Origin of the sequence: Streptomyces sp. NPDC088910 (genome assembly GCF_044749865.1) — a bacterium.
Lineage (GTDB): Bacteria > Actinomycetota > Actinomycetes > Streptomycetales > Streptomycetaceae > Actinacidiphila.
Map to the genome: position 1 here is coordinate 112,568 of NZ_JBIVIV010000018.1, position 14,266 is coordinate 126,833.

The following is a 14,266-nucleotide window of genomic DNA, read 5'->3' on the forward strand; positions in this document are numbered from 1 at the left end:
GACTTTGTGCCGACGCTAAACAAAATAGGGACGGCCCTCGGCCGATCCCACCACACTCCCCCACCCTCTCCTGCCCTACGCCGCCTGCGCGTCGCCCTGACCGTCTTCTTCGCCGTCGACGGCTTCCTCTTCGCCGGGTGGGTCGTCCGCATTCCCGCGATCAAGGCCCAGACCGGCGCGACCGCCGGTCAGTTGGGCCTCGCGCTGCTCGGTGTCTCCGTCGGCGCCATCGCCACGATGGTGCTCACCGGACGGCTCTGCCGCCGCTTCGGCAGCCGCCGGGTGACGGTGCTGACCGGCATCCTCCTCTCCCTGAGCATCGCCCTGCCCCCGAGGACGCACTCGGCACTCGCCCTCGGCCTCGTCCTGCTGCTGTTCGGGGTGGCCTACGGCGGCATGAACGTGGCGATCAACAGCGTCGCCGTCGACCTGGTCGCGGCCATGCGCCGCCCGGTCATGTCCAGCTTCCACGCGGCGTACAGCATGGGCGGCCTGCTCGGCGCGGGGCTCGGCGGCCTGCTGGCACCGCACCTGTCGGCCGCCACGCACCTGCTGCTGCTCACCCCGATCGGCCTGCTGACGGTCTTCCTCGCCGGACGCGTCCTGCTGGCGCACCCGCTGCGCCAGCCGTCGGCGGTCGCGGCACGCCAGACGGCCGGACCCGTACAGGCCCGTACGGAACCGCCGCTCGCGGACGGCCCGGCCCGTACGGTCGCGGCACCTGCCGACGCGGTCACCGCGACGGCGAAGGACCCGGTGCACGCGCCCGCCGCGAAGACCGCGCCCGGCAAGCCCGCCAGGACGGGGCTGATCGTCCTCCTCTTCGGGCTGATCGCGGCGTGTTCCGCGTACGGCGAGGGCGCGCTCGCCGAGTGGGGGCCGCTGCACATCGAGCAGGATCTGCACGGGGGGTCGAGCATCGCGGCGGCCGGTTACGCGGCGGTCGCGGGCGCGATGATGCTCGGCCGCCTTTCCGGTACCGCGCTGATCGAACGCCTCGGACAGACACGGGCGTTGGTGCTGGGCGGCCTCACCGCCTCCGCGGGGATGCTGATCGGCGCGCTGGCGCCGTCCACCCCGGTCGTGGTGGCCGGTTTCGCCGTCACCGGGCTCGGCCTGGCCAACCTCTTCCCCACCGCCATGGCCAGGGCGGGCGAACTGACCGGCCCCGGCGGCGTCGCGGCGGCCTCCACCCTCGGCTACGGCGGCATGCTGCTCGGCCCGCCCTCGATCGGTTTCCTCACCGACGCCGTCGGCCTGCCCACCGCGCTGACCACCGTCTCCGCCCTGGCCGCGGTCGCGGCGGCCATCGCCTACGGCGTACGGAACAGCGCCGCGCGCGCCGAGAAGTGACCGACGGAACAGGCGCTCACCGCCACGTATCACGGCATGCTGGTCCCCGGCCGCGAGATCCACTGCCGGAAGCGTAGGGCCCGGAGACCGGGCGGGGCGAAGGCGTCGGAGCCTCACGGGCCGGAACCGTACGGGTTCGGAACCGCAAGGAGGAGCGATGCGCATACCGTCCTGGCTGACCACCGCCACCGGCCCGCTGCACCGGGAACGGATCTCCCGCGGCTATCTGTACGTCGTCGGCGCCGCGCTGGCGCTGATGCTGCTGGACACGGCGGCCTTCTCGCACCGCAACGCCTCGCTCACCGCCGTCCTGCTGGTGCTGCTGACCCTGCCGTGGACGCCGCTGATCTGGGCGCTCTTCGCCGCGGTCGGCGGCATGGACACCCGTGGCACCGCCTTCGGCTGGTCCGGCTGGACGCTGACCGTCGTGGCCGCGCTGGTCTCCGCGGCGCTCAACGCCGTACTGCTCGGCTACGCGGCCCGGTACGCCCGCCGCCGCGCCGACACCAGGGGCGAGCGCTCCGCCGACGGCTCGACGGCCGCGGAGACGGGCGCCCGGCCCACCCGCTGAGCGGGCCGCCGGCCCCGTTTACTCCCTCGCCCGCACGGTGACCGTCCTGCGAGAATCCGCGCATGGAGAGCGATCAGCGGACGGGGAGCATGGAGACAGCCGAGTTCATCGACACGCTGCGCGACGAGGGCACGCTGCTCGCCGACGCGGCGGGCGGCGCCGGTCTCGACGCGCCCGTGCCGCCGTGTCCCGGCTGGCGGGTGCGCGACCTGCTGGCGCACACCGGCGCGGTGCACCGCTGGGCCACCGGGTACGTCGCCGAAGGCCGCATGGAGCGCGAGCCGTTGGACCCGGCGGTGCCCGACGACCCGGAGCTGGTGGACTGGTACCGGGGTACGCATCGGCGGCTCACGGAAGCGCTGGTCGCCGCCCCCACTGATCTGACGTGCTGGTTCTTCCTGGCGGCGCCCTCGCCGCTGGCCTTCTGGGCGCGGCGCCAGGCCCATGAGACGACGATCCACCGGATCGACGCGGAGGCGGCGCTCGGCCGCGACCCGTCCCCGGTGGCCACCGGCTTCGCGGCGGACGGCGTGGACGAGCTGCTGACCGGCTTCCAGGCCAGGCGGCGGGCCAGGCTCCGCACCGACCGGCCGCGCACGCTGCGGGTCCGGGCGACCGACGTGCCGGGCGGCGCCCGCGAGTGGCTGCTGCGGCTCTCGTCCGAGGCCCCGACCGCGGAGCGCGACGCGCCCGGTGAGGCGGACTGCACCGTCACCGGCTCGGCGGCCGACCTCTATCTGGCGCTGTGGAACCGCGGGCCGTACGAGCGGCTGTCGGTGACGGGTGACGACGCGCTGGTGGAGCTGTGGCGTCGGACGGCGAAGATCACCTGACGAACGGACCGGGGCCCGCGGATTGACGAACGGGGTCAGCTCTGGACGAGCATCCGTTCCAGCACGGCGCGGTGGCAGGGGCGGGCCTGTTCGTAACGGGCGCGGCCGGTCTCGGTGAGGCCGACGCGTACGCCCCGGCGGTCCTCGCTACAGATGCCGCGGTCGACGAGACCGTCCTTCTCCAGCCGGGCGACGAGCCGGGACAGCGCGCTCTGGCTGAGGTGGACGCGGTCGGCCAGCTCCTGGACGCGGAAGGTGCAGCCGCCGTCCTGGGGGTCGCCGGAGGCGAGCAGGTCCAGCACCTCGAAGTCGCTGGCGCCGAGCCCGTACTGGTGCAGCGCACGGTCGAGTTCACATGCCGTGCGCGCGTGAACGGCAAGGATCTGCCGCCACTCGTCCACGAGCGCCCGCTCACCCTTGTCGCCGGTCATGTCTGCACGGTAGCAGAAAGCGAACCCTTCATGCACGGACATTAAATGCGCTTGCATTGAATGCGTGCGCATGTAAGTCTCGCCTCCATGACCTCTCCGTCTCCTACCGTCCCCCGCACCGAGGAGCGATGGAGTGCCCTGCAGTGGGGCACGCTCCTGGTGCTCTGCGCGGCGCTCTTCCTCGACGCACTCGATGTGTCGATGGTCGGCGTGGCGCTGCCTTCGATCGCCCACGACCTCGACCTCTCCACGTCCTCGCTCCAGTGGGTCGTCAGCGGTTACATCCTCGGCTACGGCGGCCTGCTGCTGCTCGGCGGCCGCGCGGCCGACCTGCTCGGCAGGCGCCGCGTCTTCCTCATCGCGCTCGGCGTCTTCGCCGTCGCCTCACTGCTCGGCGGCCTGGTCGACTCGGGTGAACTGCTGATCGCGACCCGCTTCATCAAGGGCCTCAGCGCCGCGTTCACCGCGCCCGCCGGACTGTCGATCATCACCACGACCTTCGCCGAGGGCCCGGTCCGCAACCGCGCCCTCACCATCTACTCGAGCTGCGGCGCCACCGGCTTCTCCATGGGTCTGGTGCTCTCCGGCTTCCTCACCGAGGCGGGCTGGCGCTGGACGATGCTGCTGCCCGCGCCGGTCGCGCTGATCGCCCTCGCCGCCGGTCTGAAGCTCATCCCGAAGAGCCCGCGCGAGAGCGGCAAGGGCCGCGGATACGACCTGCCGGGCGCCGTCACCGGCACGGCCTCGATGCTGTTGCTGGTGTTCACCGTGGTCTCGGCGTCCGAGGCGGGCTGGGCCTCGGCCCGCACGCTGGTCTCCTTCGCCGCCGTCGCCGTCCTGCTGGCGTCCTTCGTCGCCATCGAACACCGCTCCTCGTCCCCGCTGATCCGGCTCGGCGTCCTGCGCTCGTCCAGCCAGATCAGGGCCAACCTCGGCGGCGCCACCTTCTTCGGCTCGTACGTCGCCTTCCAGTTCCTCGTCACGCAGTACATGCAGAACGTGCTGGGCTGGAGCGCCCTGCACACCGCGCTCGCCTTCCTGCCCGCGGGCTCACTGGTGGCCGTCCTGTCCACCCGGATGGGCCCGATCGTGGACCGGTTCGGCACACCACGGGTGATCGCCGTCGGCTTCACCTCGCTGGTCATCGGCTACATCCTCTTCCTCCGGATCAATCTGGACCCGAACTACGCGGCGGCCATCCTGCCGTCGATGCTGCTGCTCGGCGCCGCCTTCGCGCTGGCCTTCCCCTCCCTCAACATCCAGGCCACCAACGGCGTCAAGGACCATGAGCAGGGCATGGTCTCCGGGCTGCTCAACACCTCCTTCCAGGTCGGCGGCGCCATCTTCCTGGCCGTGGTCACCGCGGTGGTCACCGCAGCCAGCGGCGATCACCCGGCGAACAAGCAGGCCATTCTCGACAGTTACCGGCCCGGTCTGTGGGTCGTCACCGGCATCGGTCTGGTGGGCCTGCTGCTGACCCTGTCCGGGCTGTTCACCCGCAGGAAGGCGTCCTACGGCATCCTGGTCGCGTCCTCGGCCGACTTCGAGAACGGGGGCGCGGGACGGACCGGCGCCGCCGGTTCCGCGGCTGCCACGGGGTCTGTCGGTTCCGCGGGCTCCGCCGAGGCGGCCGACGAATCGGAACAGGTCGCCGTGCGCGACTGATCACCCGGTCGGCCGACCGCTCGGCCGACTGTGCGATTCCCATCCCGCGTCCCTCCCGGCGTCCTCCGACTCCCTTGGTGATCCGGGCACTTGACGACCGGCCCCGCGCGAAAAGGCATCGCGCGGGGCCGGTCGTGCCATGGCAGACTTGGCCGCATCGCGATTGCGACGGGAGGGGCGGGGGATGCGCGGAAGCCGTACGCAAGCGGAACGCGACGCCATCACAGTCGAAATGGTCTTCGCCATGGTGTCGGGCGCCGTGCTGGCGGCGGTCGGATTTCTGGCGGTGGTGAGCCCGGTCATGGCGGACGAGGCCCACGGCACGGCCCGCGAAGGGTGGTTCACCGCCGCGGTGATCGTCGCGGCGGCCGCCTTCTGCGGGCGCGTCGCCCTGACGCTCCGCCGCTTCGAGCAGCGGGGGCACGCGCTGCACGAGCGGATTCCGTTACCGGGGGCACCCGTCGGCGCGGACGCGGGCGCCGAGAGGGGCGCGGGCGCCGAGTCGGGCACCGGAACCGGTCCTGATACGGGGGCCCAGTGGGGTACGGCGGCGGGCCGTTCGCCTTCGGGCGGTGGGTCGGTGACGTCGGGTCAGCCCAGCCAGCCGGGCCGGACGAGCCCGGACTCGTAGGCCATCACGACCAGTTGGGCCCGGTCGCGCGCCCCGAGTTTCACCATCGCGCGGCTGACGTGCGTCTTGGCGGTGAGCGGGCTCACGACGAGGCGGCGTGCGATCTCGTCGTTGGACAGCCCGATGCCGACCAGCGCCATCACTTCCCTTTCCCGCTCGGTGAGTTGGTCCAGGCCGACCGCCTGCGCGGGCTCCTTGGAACGAGCGGCGAATTCGGCGATCAGCCGTCGGGTCACACCGGGCGACAGCAGCGCGTCGCCCTCCACCACCGCCCTTACCGCGCGCAGTAGTTCCTCCGGTTCGGTGTCCTTCACCAGGAAGCCGGAGGCTCCGGCGCGGATCGCCTCGAAGACGTATTCGTCGAGTTCGAAGGTGGTGAGGATGACCACCTTGACCTCGGACAACGCCGGGTCGTCGGTGATCCGGCGGGTGGCGGCGAGACCGTCCGTCAGCGGCATGCGGATGTCCATCAGCACGGCGTCGGGGGTCATGTCGCGGACCAGCCGCAGCGCCTCCTCGCCGTCGGCCGCCTCCCCCACCACCTCGATGTCGCTCTGCGCGTCCAGCAGCGCGCGGAATCCGGCGCGTACCAGCACCTGGTCGTCGGCCAGCAGCACGCGGATCACGAACGCTCCTCGGTGGCCTCGGCGGCCTTGGTGAACTCGGTCGCCTCAGCGGCTCCGTCGGCGGGGGTGGGCCGGTCGGCGCGGTGGTCCCCCGCTAGCGGCTCGGCCGTGCCCGATCGTACGGCGCGTGGCGTCGGCGGGGCGGCCGGTGGGGTCGGGCCCTCGGGGCGGTCGGCCGGGGCGGAGGGTCCGGGCGTCGGGCCGATTGGGGCCTCGGTGCCGCCGGCCGGTACGCCCGGCGCGACGATCGGCAGCAGCGCGCGGATCCGGAAGCCGCCGTCGGGGCGCGGGCCCGCCTCCAGCGTGCCGCCCAGCGCGACGCTCCGCTCGCGCATGCCGACCAGGCCGTTGCCCCCGCCGCTCTCGCCGCCCGCGACGGCGGGTCCGTCGTCGTCGACCGTCACTTCCACGCTGCCGGGCCGGTAGCCGAGGCGGATACGGGCGGCGCGGGAGCCGGAGTGCCGCACGATGTTCGTCAGCGCCTCCTGCACGATACGGAAGGCGGCGAGGTCGACGCCGGGCGGCAGCGGGGCCGGTGCGCCGTCGACGGTGACCTCGGCCTTCAGGCCCGCGGAGCCCGCCTGTTCGACCAGTTCGGGGAGCCGGTCGAGGCCCGGTGCGGGCGAGCGCGGTGCCTCGCCGGGGGCGCGGAGCGTGCTGAGCACCTGCCGTACCTCGCCCAGCGCTTCCTTGCTGGCGGCCTTGATGGTGACCAGCGCCGTCCGCGCCTGCTCCGGCCGCTCGTCCATCAACGCGAGGGCCACGCCCGCCTGCACATTGATCACCGAGATGCTGTGCGCGAGCACGTCGTGCAGTTCGCGGGCGATCCGCATGCGCTCCTCGTCGGCCTTGCGGTGCTCGGCCTCGGCCCGCTCACGGCGGTCCCTGGCGATCTGCTCGCGCCGTACCCGGTACAGCTCGGCGGCGGCCAGCACCGCGAGCAGCCAGGCACCGGCCGCGGAGGTCGCCGCCCAGGACGCGCGGCCGTCGCCGGAGGGCGGCAGGTAGCGGTAGAGCCACTGGCCGATCAGCGTGTGTCCGGCGAGGAACACCAGGGCGATGGCCGGCACGGCCCTTCTGTGGCCCGCGGCGACGGCGCTGAAGAAGGCGACGACGAGGCTGGCGAAGACCGGGCCGTAGGGATAGCCGAGCGTGATGTAGAGCAGCGTCGCGCCGCAGGTCGCGGCGGCCACGACGACCGGTGCGCGGCGGCGGAGGAGCAGGAGTGCCGGGCCCGCGAGCAGCAGGAGGTAGCCGAGCCAGTCCAGGTCGACCCGGCCGGTCTGGTGGCCCGATGCCACGCGGGTGCCGACGACCTGGACGAAGGCCAGCGCGAGTGCGGGGATCCAGACGGGCCGTGCGAACGGGATTCCGTGGCGCGGCGGCCCTGTCGGCTCCTCGTTGCTCATGCGTTCCACGCTAGACCGCGGTCCGGGAGGCGGCGTCCGCTGTACGGGGGCACCGCGACTACTTCGCGGGGAGTACGCCGTCCGTCGCCGACGCGTCCGCGGGTATGTCGTCAGGGGTGTCCGCCGAGGCGCTCGCGGGGGCGCCGAGGCCGACTTGGCGGGCCAGTCCCGCGGCTGCCAGTTCGAGGAATTCGCGGCGGGCCTCGACCACCCGGTTGAACTGCCCGAAGACCTCGAAGCTGATCAGCCCGAAGAGCTGCGCCCAGGCGGCGACGAGCGCGGCGACCGTCCGCACTGGCAGATCGGGGGCCAGTTCCGCGGCGAGCCGGGCGGCGTCGGCGCGGACGGGGGCGGCGAGCGGATTGCCGGGCGGCTGCGTGAGCAGGCCGTCGCGGTGGGCGTCGCGGACGACGGAGAACAGGGCCAGGGCGGCGCGGGAGGCGGGGCCGATGGTGTCGAGCGGCGCGGTGTAGCCGGGTACGGGTGAGCCGTAGATCAGCGCGTACTCGTGCGGATGGGCGACGGCCCACTCGCCGGCGGCGCGGCAGATCGCGACCCATCGGTCGGCCGGTGCCGCGCCCTGCTCCACCGCGCTCGCCAGGGCGTCCTCCGCCGCCGCGCCGATCGCGTCGTAGGCGTCGATGATGAGAGCGGTGAGCAGATCGTCCCTGCTCGGGAAGTAGCGGTAGAGGGCGGATGAGACCATGCCCAGTTCGCGTGCGACCGCGCGCAGCGAGAGCCGCGCCGCTCCCTCGGCGGCGAGCTGGCGTCTGGCCTCTTCCTTGATGGCCGCGGTGACTTCGATCCTCGCCCGTTCCCTGGCTCCTCTGATCACGCTCATGGCAGTCAGTGTGCCACCTTCAAGAGCATCAGCCAAGAAAGAGAGCAGTGCTCTTGCTTTTTCTCACGAGGCGCTGGCACACTGTTCTCAAGCGAGAGCACCGCTCACAACAGCGGTCACGACAGCAGTCGAGAAATCGGAGAGATCGCCATGTCTGAGCAGGTCGCACACGTCAAGAAGCCCGGCTGGTTCACCGTCAACGTCCTCAATCGCACGGTCGGCTGGCTGACCCGGCGCGGCTTGAGCGTCTGGGGTTCGCGGGTACTGGCCGTCCGGGGCCGCAAGAGCGGTGAGTGGCGGCAGACCCCGGTGAATCTGCTGACCTTCGAGGGCCGGCGGTATCTGGTGGCCCCGCGCGGCCACGTCCAGTGGACCTACAACATGCGGGTGGCCGGCGGCGGCGAACTGCACCTCGGCAAGAAGGTCGAGGAGTTCACCGCCACCGAGGTGGCCGACGACGACAAGCCCGCCATCCTGCGCGCCTACCTCAAGCGCTGGAAGGCCGAGGTCGGAGCCTTCTTCGACGGCGTGGGCCCGGATTCGACCGACGAGGAGCTGCGCGCGATAGCGCCCAACCACCCGATATTCCAGGTCCACGCCACCGACGGGAAGTGAGGCGTGGGAGTACGGCACAGGGCCCGGAGCCGGGCCGGGGCCGATGTCAGGCCCGGTCGACGGCCTCCAGCGCCTTGCGGGCGAGCGGGTGGGTGCGGACGAGTTCGGCGAGCGAGCTCTTTCCGCGGGTGATGCCCGCGAAGGCGCGCCAGGCGGGCGGGAATGTGGTGAGCACAGCGTGCAGCATTCCGGGGCGACGTTCGAAGAGGGTCAGCATGCGGCGGCCGACCCCCATCTCGACGCCGAGCCCGGCCTTCACCGCGAAGGTGTAGTTGAGGGCCTGGCGCCTGGCGTCCACCGCGTCGTGGGACTCGGCGATGCGCACGGCCCACTCCCCCGCCAGACGGCCGGAGCGCAGCGCGTAGGAGATGCCCTCGCGCGTCCAGGGTTCGAGCAGGCCCGCGGCGTCGCCGCAGACCAGGACCCGGCCCCGGGAGAGCGGGGAGTCGTCGGCGCGGCAGCGGGTGAGGTGGCCGGAGGAGACGCTGGGTTCGAACCCGGCCAGGCCGAGCCGGGCGATGAAGTCGTCCAGGTAGCGCTTGGTGGCGCTGCCGTCGCCGCGGGCGGAGATCACGCCCACGGTGAGGGAGTCGCCCTTGGGGAAGACCCAGCCGTAACTGCCGGGCAGCGGGCCCCAGTCGATCAGCACCCGTCCCGCCCAGTCCTCCGCGACGGACGTGGGGACCGGGATCTCCGCCTCCAGGCCGAGGTCGACCTGGTCGAGCTTGACGCCGACATGAGCGCCTATCCGGCTCGCACTGCCGTCGGCGCCGACGACGGCGCGGGCGTAGACGGTCTCCTCGACGCCCTTGCCCGCCGGGCCGCCGCTGCCGTTGAGCACGACGGCGACGGTGCGACGGTCGGGGACACCGGGACCGTGCTGCTCCACACGGGAGACGGTCACTCCGGTGCGCAGCTCGGCGCCCGCCTCGCAGGCGGCCTCCACGAGGGCGTTGTCGAATTCGGGCCGGTTGATCAGCCCGAAGAGCATCTGCCGGGAGCGCTTGGTGCGCGTCAGCTTGCCGTTGAGACTGAAGGTGACCGCGTGCACCCGGTCGCGCAGGGGCAGTTCGAATCCCGGCGGCAGGGCGTCCCGTGAGGACCCGATGATGCCGCCGCCGCAGGTCTTGTACCTCGGCAGTTCGGACTTCTCCAAGAGGAGGACCCGACGGCCCGTCACGGCCGCGGCGTGGGCCGCGGTGGCCCCCGCGGGGCCCGCGCCGATCACCACGACGTCCCAGACCGCGAGCGCCTCGCCGTCGTTCGCGCCGCTGTCCTGCGCCGCCTGCTCACCGCTCACGTCTGTTTCGCTCCCGCTCGGCCTGTCCGGCTGTGTTGCCCCTGTTCAGCCGCATCCTATTGCGCCCGTCCGGAACATCTCGCTGTGGCACCATCGGCAGCGACCCCGTTGTGTGCACCAACGACCGATGTTGCCACCTGATTCCTGCTAGGAGCACCTATGTCCAGCACCCCGCTCGCCGATATTGTCGCCGCCCTGCTTCCCCGTGCCCGGACGGAGCTGGCGGAGCTGGTGTCGTACGCGTCGGTGGCCGATGAACGACAGTTCCCGAAGAGCGAGTGCGAGAAGGCGGCCGTCTGGGTGGCCGACGCGCTGCGGGCGGAGGGCTTCCAGGAGGTGGCCCTGCTGGACACCCCCGACGGCACGCAGTCGGTGTACGGCTGGCTGCCGGGGCCCGAGGGCGCGCCGACGGTGCTGCTGTACGCGCACTACGACGTGCAGCCGCCGCTGGACGAATCGGCGTGGCTGTCCCCGCCCTTCGAGCTGACCGAGCGGGACGGCCGCTGGTACGGGCGTGGCGCGGCCGACTGCAAGGGCGGCGTGCTGATGCACCTCACCGCGCTGCGGGCGCTGCGCGAGCACGGCGGCGCTCCGGTGAACATCAAGGTGATCGTGGAGGGTTCCGAGGAGCAGGGCACCGGCGGTCTTGAGCGCTACGCCGAGGAGCACCCGGAGCTGCTGGCCGCCGACGCGATCGTGATCGGCGACGCGGGCAACTTCCGGGTGGGGCTGCCCACGGTGACCTCGACGCTGCGCGGCATGGTGCTGGCGGAGGTGCGGGTCTCGACGCTCGAAGGCAACCTGCACTCGGGGCAGTTCGGCGGGGCGGCACCGGACGCGCTGGGGGCGCTGATCCAGATCCTGGCGTCGCTGCGGGACGCGGACGGTTCGACCACGATCGACGGTCTCGACGCCTCGGGCGAGTGGCCGGGGCTGCGCTACCCGGAGGAGGACTTCCGGCGCGACGCCAAGGTGCTGGACGGTGTGGAACTGGTCGGCAAGGGCAGTGTCGCGGACCGGATCTGGGCGCGTCCCTCGGTGACGGTGCTGGGCATCGACGCGCCGCCGGTCGTCGGCGCGACCCCGTCCGTACAGGCCACCGCGGGCGCGCTGGTGAGCGTCCGGGTCCCGCCGGGCACCGCGGCCGAGCAGGCGGCCGAGGCGCTGACCGCGCATCTGCGGGCGGCGGCTCCGTGGGGCGCGAAGGTGGAGGTGACGCAGCGCGGCAGCGGTCAGCCGTTCCGCGCGGACACCGGGAGCCCGGCGTACACGGCGATGGCGGACGCGATGCGGGAGGCGTACGGGGAGGAGTTGGCGGTGGCCGGGCAGGGCGGTTCGATCCCGCTGTGCAACACCCTGGCGACCCTGTATCCGCGAGCCGAGATCCTGCTGATCGGCCTCAGCGAGCCGGAGGCGCAGATCCACGCGGTCAACGAGAGCGTGTCGCCGCGGGAGCTGGAGCGGCTGTCGCTGGCGGAGGCGCTGTTCCTGGGCCACTACGCGGCCTCCAAGTCCGCGGGCGGCGCGGCCTGACCGACCCGCGGGACCCGGCCGCCGTCACCGCCGTCCACGCCGGGTGGGCGGCGGCGGGGGCAGCGGCGGCCGGGCGGGGCGGGGTCATTCGGCCGGGTGACCGGCCTCCAGGTTGAGCGGGCGGCCCTGTTCGCGGGCGCGCAGCGCCCAGCGCAGCCGGTCGAGGCGGGCCGGTGGGAGCAGTCCCGCGGCCTCGTCCTCGGTGACGAAGCGCCAGCCGCGCAGTTCGGCGCCGGGCAGCAGCAGGCGGCCGATGTCCGCTTCCGCGACCCGGCCGCCGTCGAAGATCAGGCGGAGCCCGCCGTAGCCGGGCGGGCGTGGCGGTTCCCAGTCGACCACGAGGAGTTCGAGGCCGCGGGCGAGTTCGAGCCCCAGTTCCTCGGCGACCTCGCGGTGTCCGGCGCGCGCGGGCGACTCGCCGCGTTCGACGACGCCGCCGGGGAACTCCCAGCCGGGTTTGTAGGTCGGGTCGACCAGCAGGACGCGGTCCGCGTCGTCGAAGAGCAGGACGCCGGACGCCACGGTCTCCGCGGTCGGTTCGGGGGTCTGGACGATCCCGCAGGCCCCGGCGCCGCGCCCGACGGCCTCGGTGACCCGCAGCGCGGTCTGACGGGGGGTCAGGCCCGCGGTGGACAGGATGTGCGCGTCCAGGGCGAGCCACGGCAGGGCGTTCTCGTAGTCGGCGATGCGGTCCAGCGCCCAGCGGCGGGCCCGGTCGTTCGTTCCGGTGCGGTCAGGGTGGTCGTCCCTGGTGGCGATGCGTTCACGCAGGATCGTTTCTCCTGGTTCCAGCAGTACGTGCCGGACCTCGATGCCACGGGACGCGAGGCCACCGAAGATCTCGTCGCGGTAGTCCTGCCGCAGCAGGGTCATCGGGGCCACCAGAACGCCGCCCACCTCATTGAGGAGAGCGGCGGCGGTCTCGACCACCAATCGCCGCCATATGGCCAGGTCCTGATAGTCGGTCACTTCTTGGAGCCGTTTTTCCGGCAGCAGTTGGCGCAGACAGCCGCCGAGTACCTCGGGGTCGTACAGGGTGCTTTCCGGTATCAGCTCCAGCATCTCCAGTGCGGCGCTGGTCTTCCCCGCGCCGAACGCCCCGTTCACCCAGATGATCACGGTGCCCCCTTTTCCGTAGACCCCTACGAATTGCCCGGATCATCGTGGGCGGCAAACGCGCCGTGGCCCGCGGCGGCGCGTACCGGCCGCAACGGTCGGCGCGGGGAGGCCAGCGTGACGGACACCGGACCGTCGCGGTGCGGGCCGTCGGAGCGCGGCCCGGGCCGCGTCGCCGCCTCCGCGGCCGCCACCCTGTGCTCACCGCGGACCGGCCAGCGCCCGCCGCGTCGAGCCGGGCGCCGCACGCGATCCGGTGGAAGGCGCGGGTCGCTCCCGCCTCCCGGTCCTCGGAAACGCGCCGCCCCTCAGCGGGAATCCGGCACGGCGGCGGCACGGGCGGGCCTCGGCGCGGCGCCCATGTCCCGCTTCCCGACGCTGTTCTGGGCGATCGTCGTGGGCATCCGCGTCAGCAAGCCGAGCCCCGCACCGGCCACCACCATGGAGCAATGCGTCGCCGTGCGGGAGGTGTGCACGTCCATGGTGGCAAGGACCAGCATGCCCGCCGTCATCAGCGTGGCGCCCACGATCGGGAAGACCTTGTAACGGCCGGTCTTCGACATGGCCTTGCCCGCGACCTGCGAAAGAACCACGACCGGGATCATCATCGGCAGCAGCAACAGGCCGGAGCTGGTGGCCGACGCGCCCTGGACGCTCTGCCGTTACAGCGGCGGATCGAGCGTGGCACCGAACATCGCGGCGCCCACCGCGAAGATCATCATCGACGGGAGCCGGACGTTCCGGGTGTCGAACACCCGCAACGGCAGGACGGGTTCGGCCGCGCGGCGCTGCGAGGCGACAAAGGCGGCCAGGCCGAGCGCGGCGGCGCGGGCCAGCACGCCGATCCGCCAGGAGGCCCAGGCGTAACGGTTGCCCGCCCAGGCCCCGGCGAGCACAACCGAGAAGAGGGCGAAGGTCATGAGGACGATGCCGGGCCAGTCGGTCCTGGCCTTGCCGCGGGTAGCGGGTGGCGGGTGGCGGGCAGCGGGCAGCGGGCAGCCGCAGCATCACCTGGCACCACACCAGCGCGAGCAGGCCGAGCGGCAGATTGACGGAGAAGGCCCAGCGTCAGCCGAGGTGGCCGGTGACGAAACCGCCGAGCAGCGGGCCGCCGATGGTGCCGAGCGCCATGACCGTGGCGGTCATGCCCTGGCAGCGGCCCCGCTCGCTGCGGGGGGCACCGGCGCGCCGATCAGCCAGAAGGCGCCCACGGCGAGACCGCCCGCGCCGAGCCCCTCAAAGGCACTGAAGGCGATCAGCGCCGTCATCGGCTGCGCGGCACCGGAGTGCGCGCCCCCTGACGAGACACGGCACGCGGTGGCGTCCATGACGCGAAGCACAC

16 protein-coding genes are annotated in these 14,266 nt (G+C 72.8%); 7 read left to right on the plus strand and 9 right to left on the minus strand.

From position 1 onward, the window contains the following. Positions 1-6 precede the first annotated feature (6 nt). From ACIP4Z_RS32685 to ACIP4Z_RS32695, 3 genes are all read left to right on the plus strand, one after another. Positions 7-1,353, plus strand: coding sequence for an MFS transporter (locus tag ACIP4Z_RS32685; RefSeq protein WP_401313990.1), 1,347 nt, complete (start codon positions 7-9; stop codon positions 1,351-1,353). A gap of 157 nt (positions 1,354-1,510) precedes the next feature. Next, on the plus strand, positions 1,511-1,924 hold the full coding sequence (locus ACIP4Z_RS32690; RefSeq protein ID WP_401313992.1) for an SCO4225 family membrane protein: 414 nt from the start codon (positions 1,511-1,513) through the stop codon (positions 1,922-1,924). A 62-nt stretch (positions 1,925-1,986) separates the two neighbouring features. Continuing rightward, entirely contained in the window at positions 1,987-2,757 is a 771-nt protein-coding gene (locus ACIP4Z_RS32695) for a maleylpyruvate isomerase family mycothiol-dependent enzyme (protein WP_401313994.1), read from the plus strand. Positions 2,758-2,792: 35 nt separating this feature from the next. Here the strand turns inward: ACIP4Z_RS32695 and ACIP4Z_RS32700 are convergent, their stop codons facing one another. Further along, complete coding sequence (locus ACIP4Z_RS32700) at positions 2,793-3,188, minus strand: MarR family transcriptional regulator (protein ID WP_355343865.1); 396 nt, start codon at positions 3,186-3,188, stop codon at positions 2,793-2,795. A gap of 87 nt (positions 3,189-3,275) precedes the next feature. Between ACIP4Z_RS32700 and ACIP4Z_RS32705 the strand changes: the two genes are divergently transcribed. Continuing rightward, positions 3,276-4,853, plus strand: coding sequence for an MFS transporter (locus tag ACIP4Z_RS32705; protein ID WP_401313996.1), 1,578 nt, complete (start codon positions 3,276-3,278; stop codon positions 4,851-4,853). Positions 4,854-5,037: 184 nt separating this feature from the next. After that, a complete protein-coding gene (locus ACIP4Z_RS32710) occupies positions 5,038-5,484 on the plus strand; it encodes a DUF6332 family protein (RefSeq protein ID WP_401313998.1) in 447 nt (148 codons plus the stop codon). On the opposite strand, the gene ACIP4Z_RS32715 is transcribed toward ACIP4Z_RS32710, so the two are convergent. Genes ACIP4Z_RS32715 through ACIP4Z_RS32725 form a run of 3 tightly spaced genes read right to left on the minus strand, consistent with a single transcriptional unit; the run spans position 5,445 to position 8,360 of the window. Further along, positions 5,445-6,110 (minus strand): response regulator, encoded by a 666-nt coding sequence (locus ACIP4Z_RS32715; RefSeq protein ID WP_391050197.1) that lies wholly within the window; start codon positions 6,108-6,110, stop codon positions 5,445-5,447. The genes ACIP4Z_RS32710 and ACIP4Z_RS32715 overlap by 40 nt on opposite strands. Further along, complete coding sequence (locus ACIP4Z_RS32720) at positions 6,107-7,519, minus strand: sensor histidine kinase (RefSeq protein WP_401314000.1); 1,413 nt, start codon at positions 7,517-7,519, stop codon at positions 6,107-6,109. The genes ACIP4Z_RS32715 and ACIP4Z_RS32720 overlap by 4 nt, the downstream gene beginning before the upstream one ends. Positions 7,520-7,577: 58 nt before the next feature. Beyond that, positions 7,578-8,360 carry a WHG domain-containing protein gene (locus ACIP4Z_RS32725; protein ID WP_391050200.1) on the minus strand — a complete coding sequence of 261 codons (783 nt, stop codon included), beginning with the start codon at positions 8,358-8,360 and terminating at the stop codon, positions 7,578-7,580. Between the two features lie 150 nt (positions 8,361-8,510). Here ACIP4Z_RS32725 and ACIP4Z_RS32730 point away from each other — a divergent pair, with 150 nt between their 5' ends. Continuing rightward, the gene (locus ACIP4Z_RS32730; RefSeq protein ID WP_401314003.1) at positions 8,511-8,975 is read left to right on the plus strand and encodes a nitroreductase family deazaflavin-dependent oxidoreductase; all 465 of its coding nucleotides are present in this window, start codon (positions 8,511-8,513) and stop codon (positions 8,973-8,975) included. Between the two features lie 46 nt (positions 8,976-9,021). Here the strand turns inward: ACIP4Z_RS32730 and ACIP4Z_RS32735 are convergent, their stop codons facing one another. Continuing rightward, entirely contained in the window at positions 9,022-10,275 is a 1,254-nt protein-coding gene (locus ACIP4Z_RS32735) for a geranylgeranyl reductase family protein (RefSeq protein WP_355343843.1), read from the minus strand. Positions 10,276-10,434: 159 nt separating this feature from the next. Between ACIP4Z_RS32735 and ACIP4Z_RS32740 the strand changes: the two genes are divergently transcribed. Further along, positions 10,435-11,808, plus strand: a complete 1,374-nt coding sequence (locus ACIP4Z_RS32740; RefSeq protein WP_401314005.1) for a dipeptidase — start codon at positions 10,435-10,437, stop codon at positions 11,806-11,808. An 84-nt stretch (positions 11,809-11,892) separates the two neighbouring features. On the opposite strand, the gene ACIP4Z_RS32745 is transcribed toward ACIP4Z_RS32740, so the two are convergent. The 4 genes from ACIP4Z_RS32745 to ACIP4Z_RS32760 form a co-directional block, all read right to left on the minus strand. After that, a complete protein-coding gene (locus ACIP4Z_RS32745; RefSeq protein WP_355343837.1) occupies positions 11,893-12,927 on the minus strand; it encodes an NUDIX domain-containing protein in 1,035 nt (344 codons plus the stop codon). Between the two features lie 305 nt (positions 12,928-13,232). Continuing rightward, entirely contained in the window at positions 13,233-13,517 is a 285-nt protein-coding gene (locus ACIP4Z_RS32750; protein ID WP_401314008.1) for a hypothetical protein, read from the minus strand. Positions 13,518-13,586: 69 nt separating this feature from the next. After that, on the minus strand, positions 13,587-13,844 hold the full coding sequence (locus tag ACIP4Z_RS32755; RefSeq protein WP_401314010.1) for a hypothetical protein: 258 nt from the start codon (positions 13,842-13,844) through the stop codon (positions 13,587-13,589). Between the two features lie 222 nt (positions 13,845-14,066). Then, positions 14,067-14,252, minus strand: coding sequence for a hypothetical protein (locus ACIP4Z_RS32760; protein WP_401314012.1), 186 nt, complete (start codon positions 14,250-14,252; stop codon positions 14,067-14,069). Between the last annotated feature and the right edge of the window lie 14 nt (positions 14,253-14,266).

Coding starts and splice junctions, on each gene's coding strand:
- ACIP4Z_RS32710 (WP_401313998.1), top strand. CDS start 5,038: ATGCGCGGAAGCCGTACGCAAGCGGAACGCGACGCCATCACAGTCGAA.
- ACIP4Z_RS32730 (WP_401314003.1), top strand. CDS start 8,511: ATGTCTGAGCAGGTCGCACACGTCAAGAAGCCCGGCTGGTTCACCGTC.
- ACIP4Z_RS32720 (WP_401314000.1), bottom strand. CDS start 7,519: ATGAGCAACGAGGAGCCGACAGGGCCGCCGCGCCACGGAATCCCGTTC.
- ACIP4Z_RS32740 (WP_401314005.1), top strand. CDS start 10,435: ATGTCCAGCACCCCGCTCGCCGATATTGTCGCCGCCCTGCTTCCCCGT.
- ACIP4Z_RS32690 (WP_401313992.1), top strand. CDS start 1,511: ATGCGCATACCGTCCTGGCTGACCACCGCCACCGGCCCGCTGCACCGG.
- ACIP4Z_RS32725 (WP_391050200.1), bottom strand. CDS start 8,360: ATGAGCGTGATCAGAGGAGCCAGGGAACGGGCGAGGATCGAAGTCACC.
- ACIP4Z_RS32695 (WP_401313994.1), top strand. CDS start 1,987: ATGGAGAGCGATCAGCGGACGGGGAGCATGGAGACAGCCGAGTTCATC.
- ACIP4Z_RS32700 (WP_355343865.1), bottom strand. CDS start 3,188: ATGACCGGCGACAAGGGTGAGCGGGCGCTCGTGGACGAGTGGCGGCAG.
- ACIP4Z_RS32760 (WP_401314012.1), bottom strand. CDS start 14,252: ATGGACGCCACCGCGTGCCGTGTCTCGTCAGGGGGCGCGCACTCCGGT.
- ACIP4Z_RS32755 (WP_401314010.1), bottom strand. CDS start 13,844: ATGACCTTCGCCCTCTTCTCGGTTGTGCTCGCCGGGGCCTGGGCGGGC.
- ACIP4Z_RS32705 (WP_401313996.1), top strand. CDS start 3,276: ATGACCTCTCCGTCTCCTACCGTCCCCCGCACCGAGGAGCGATGGAGT.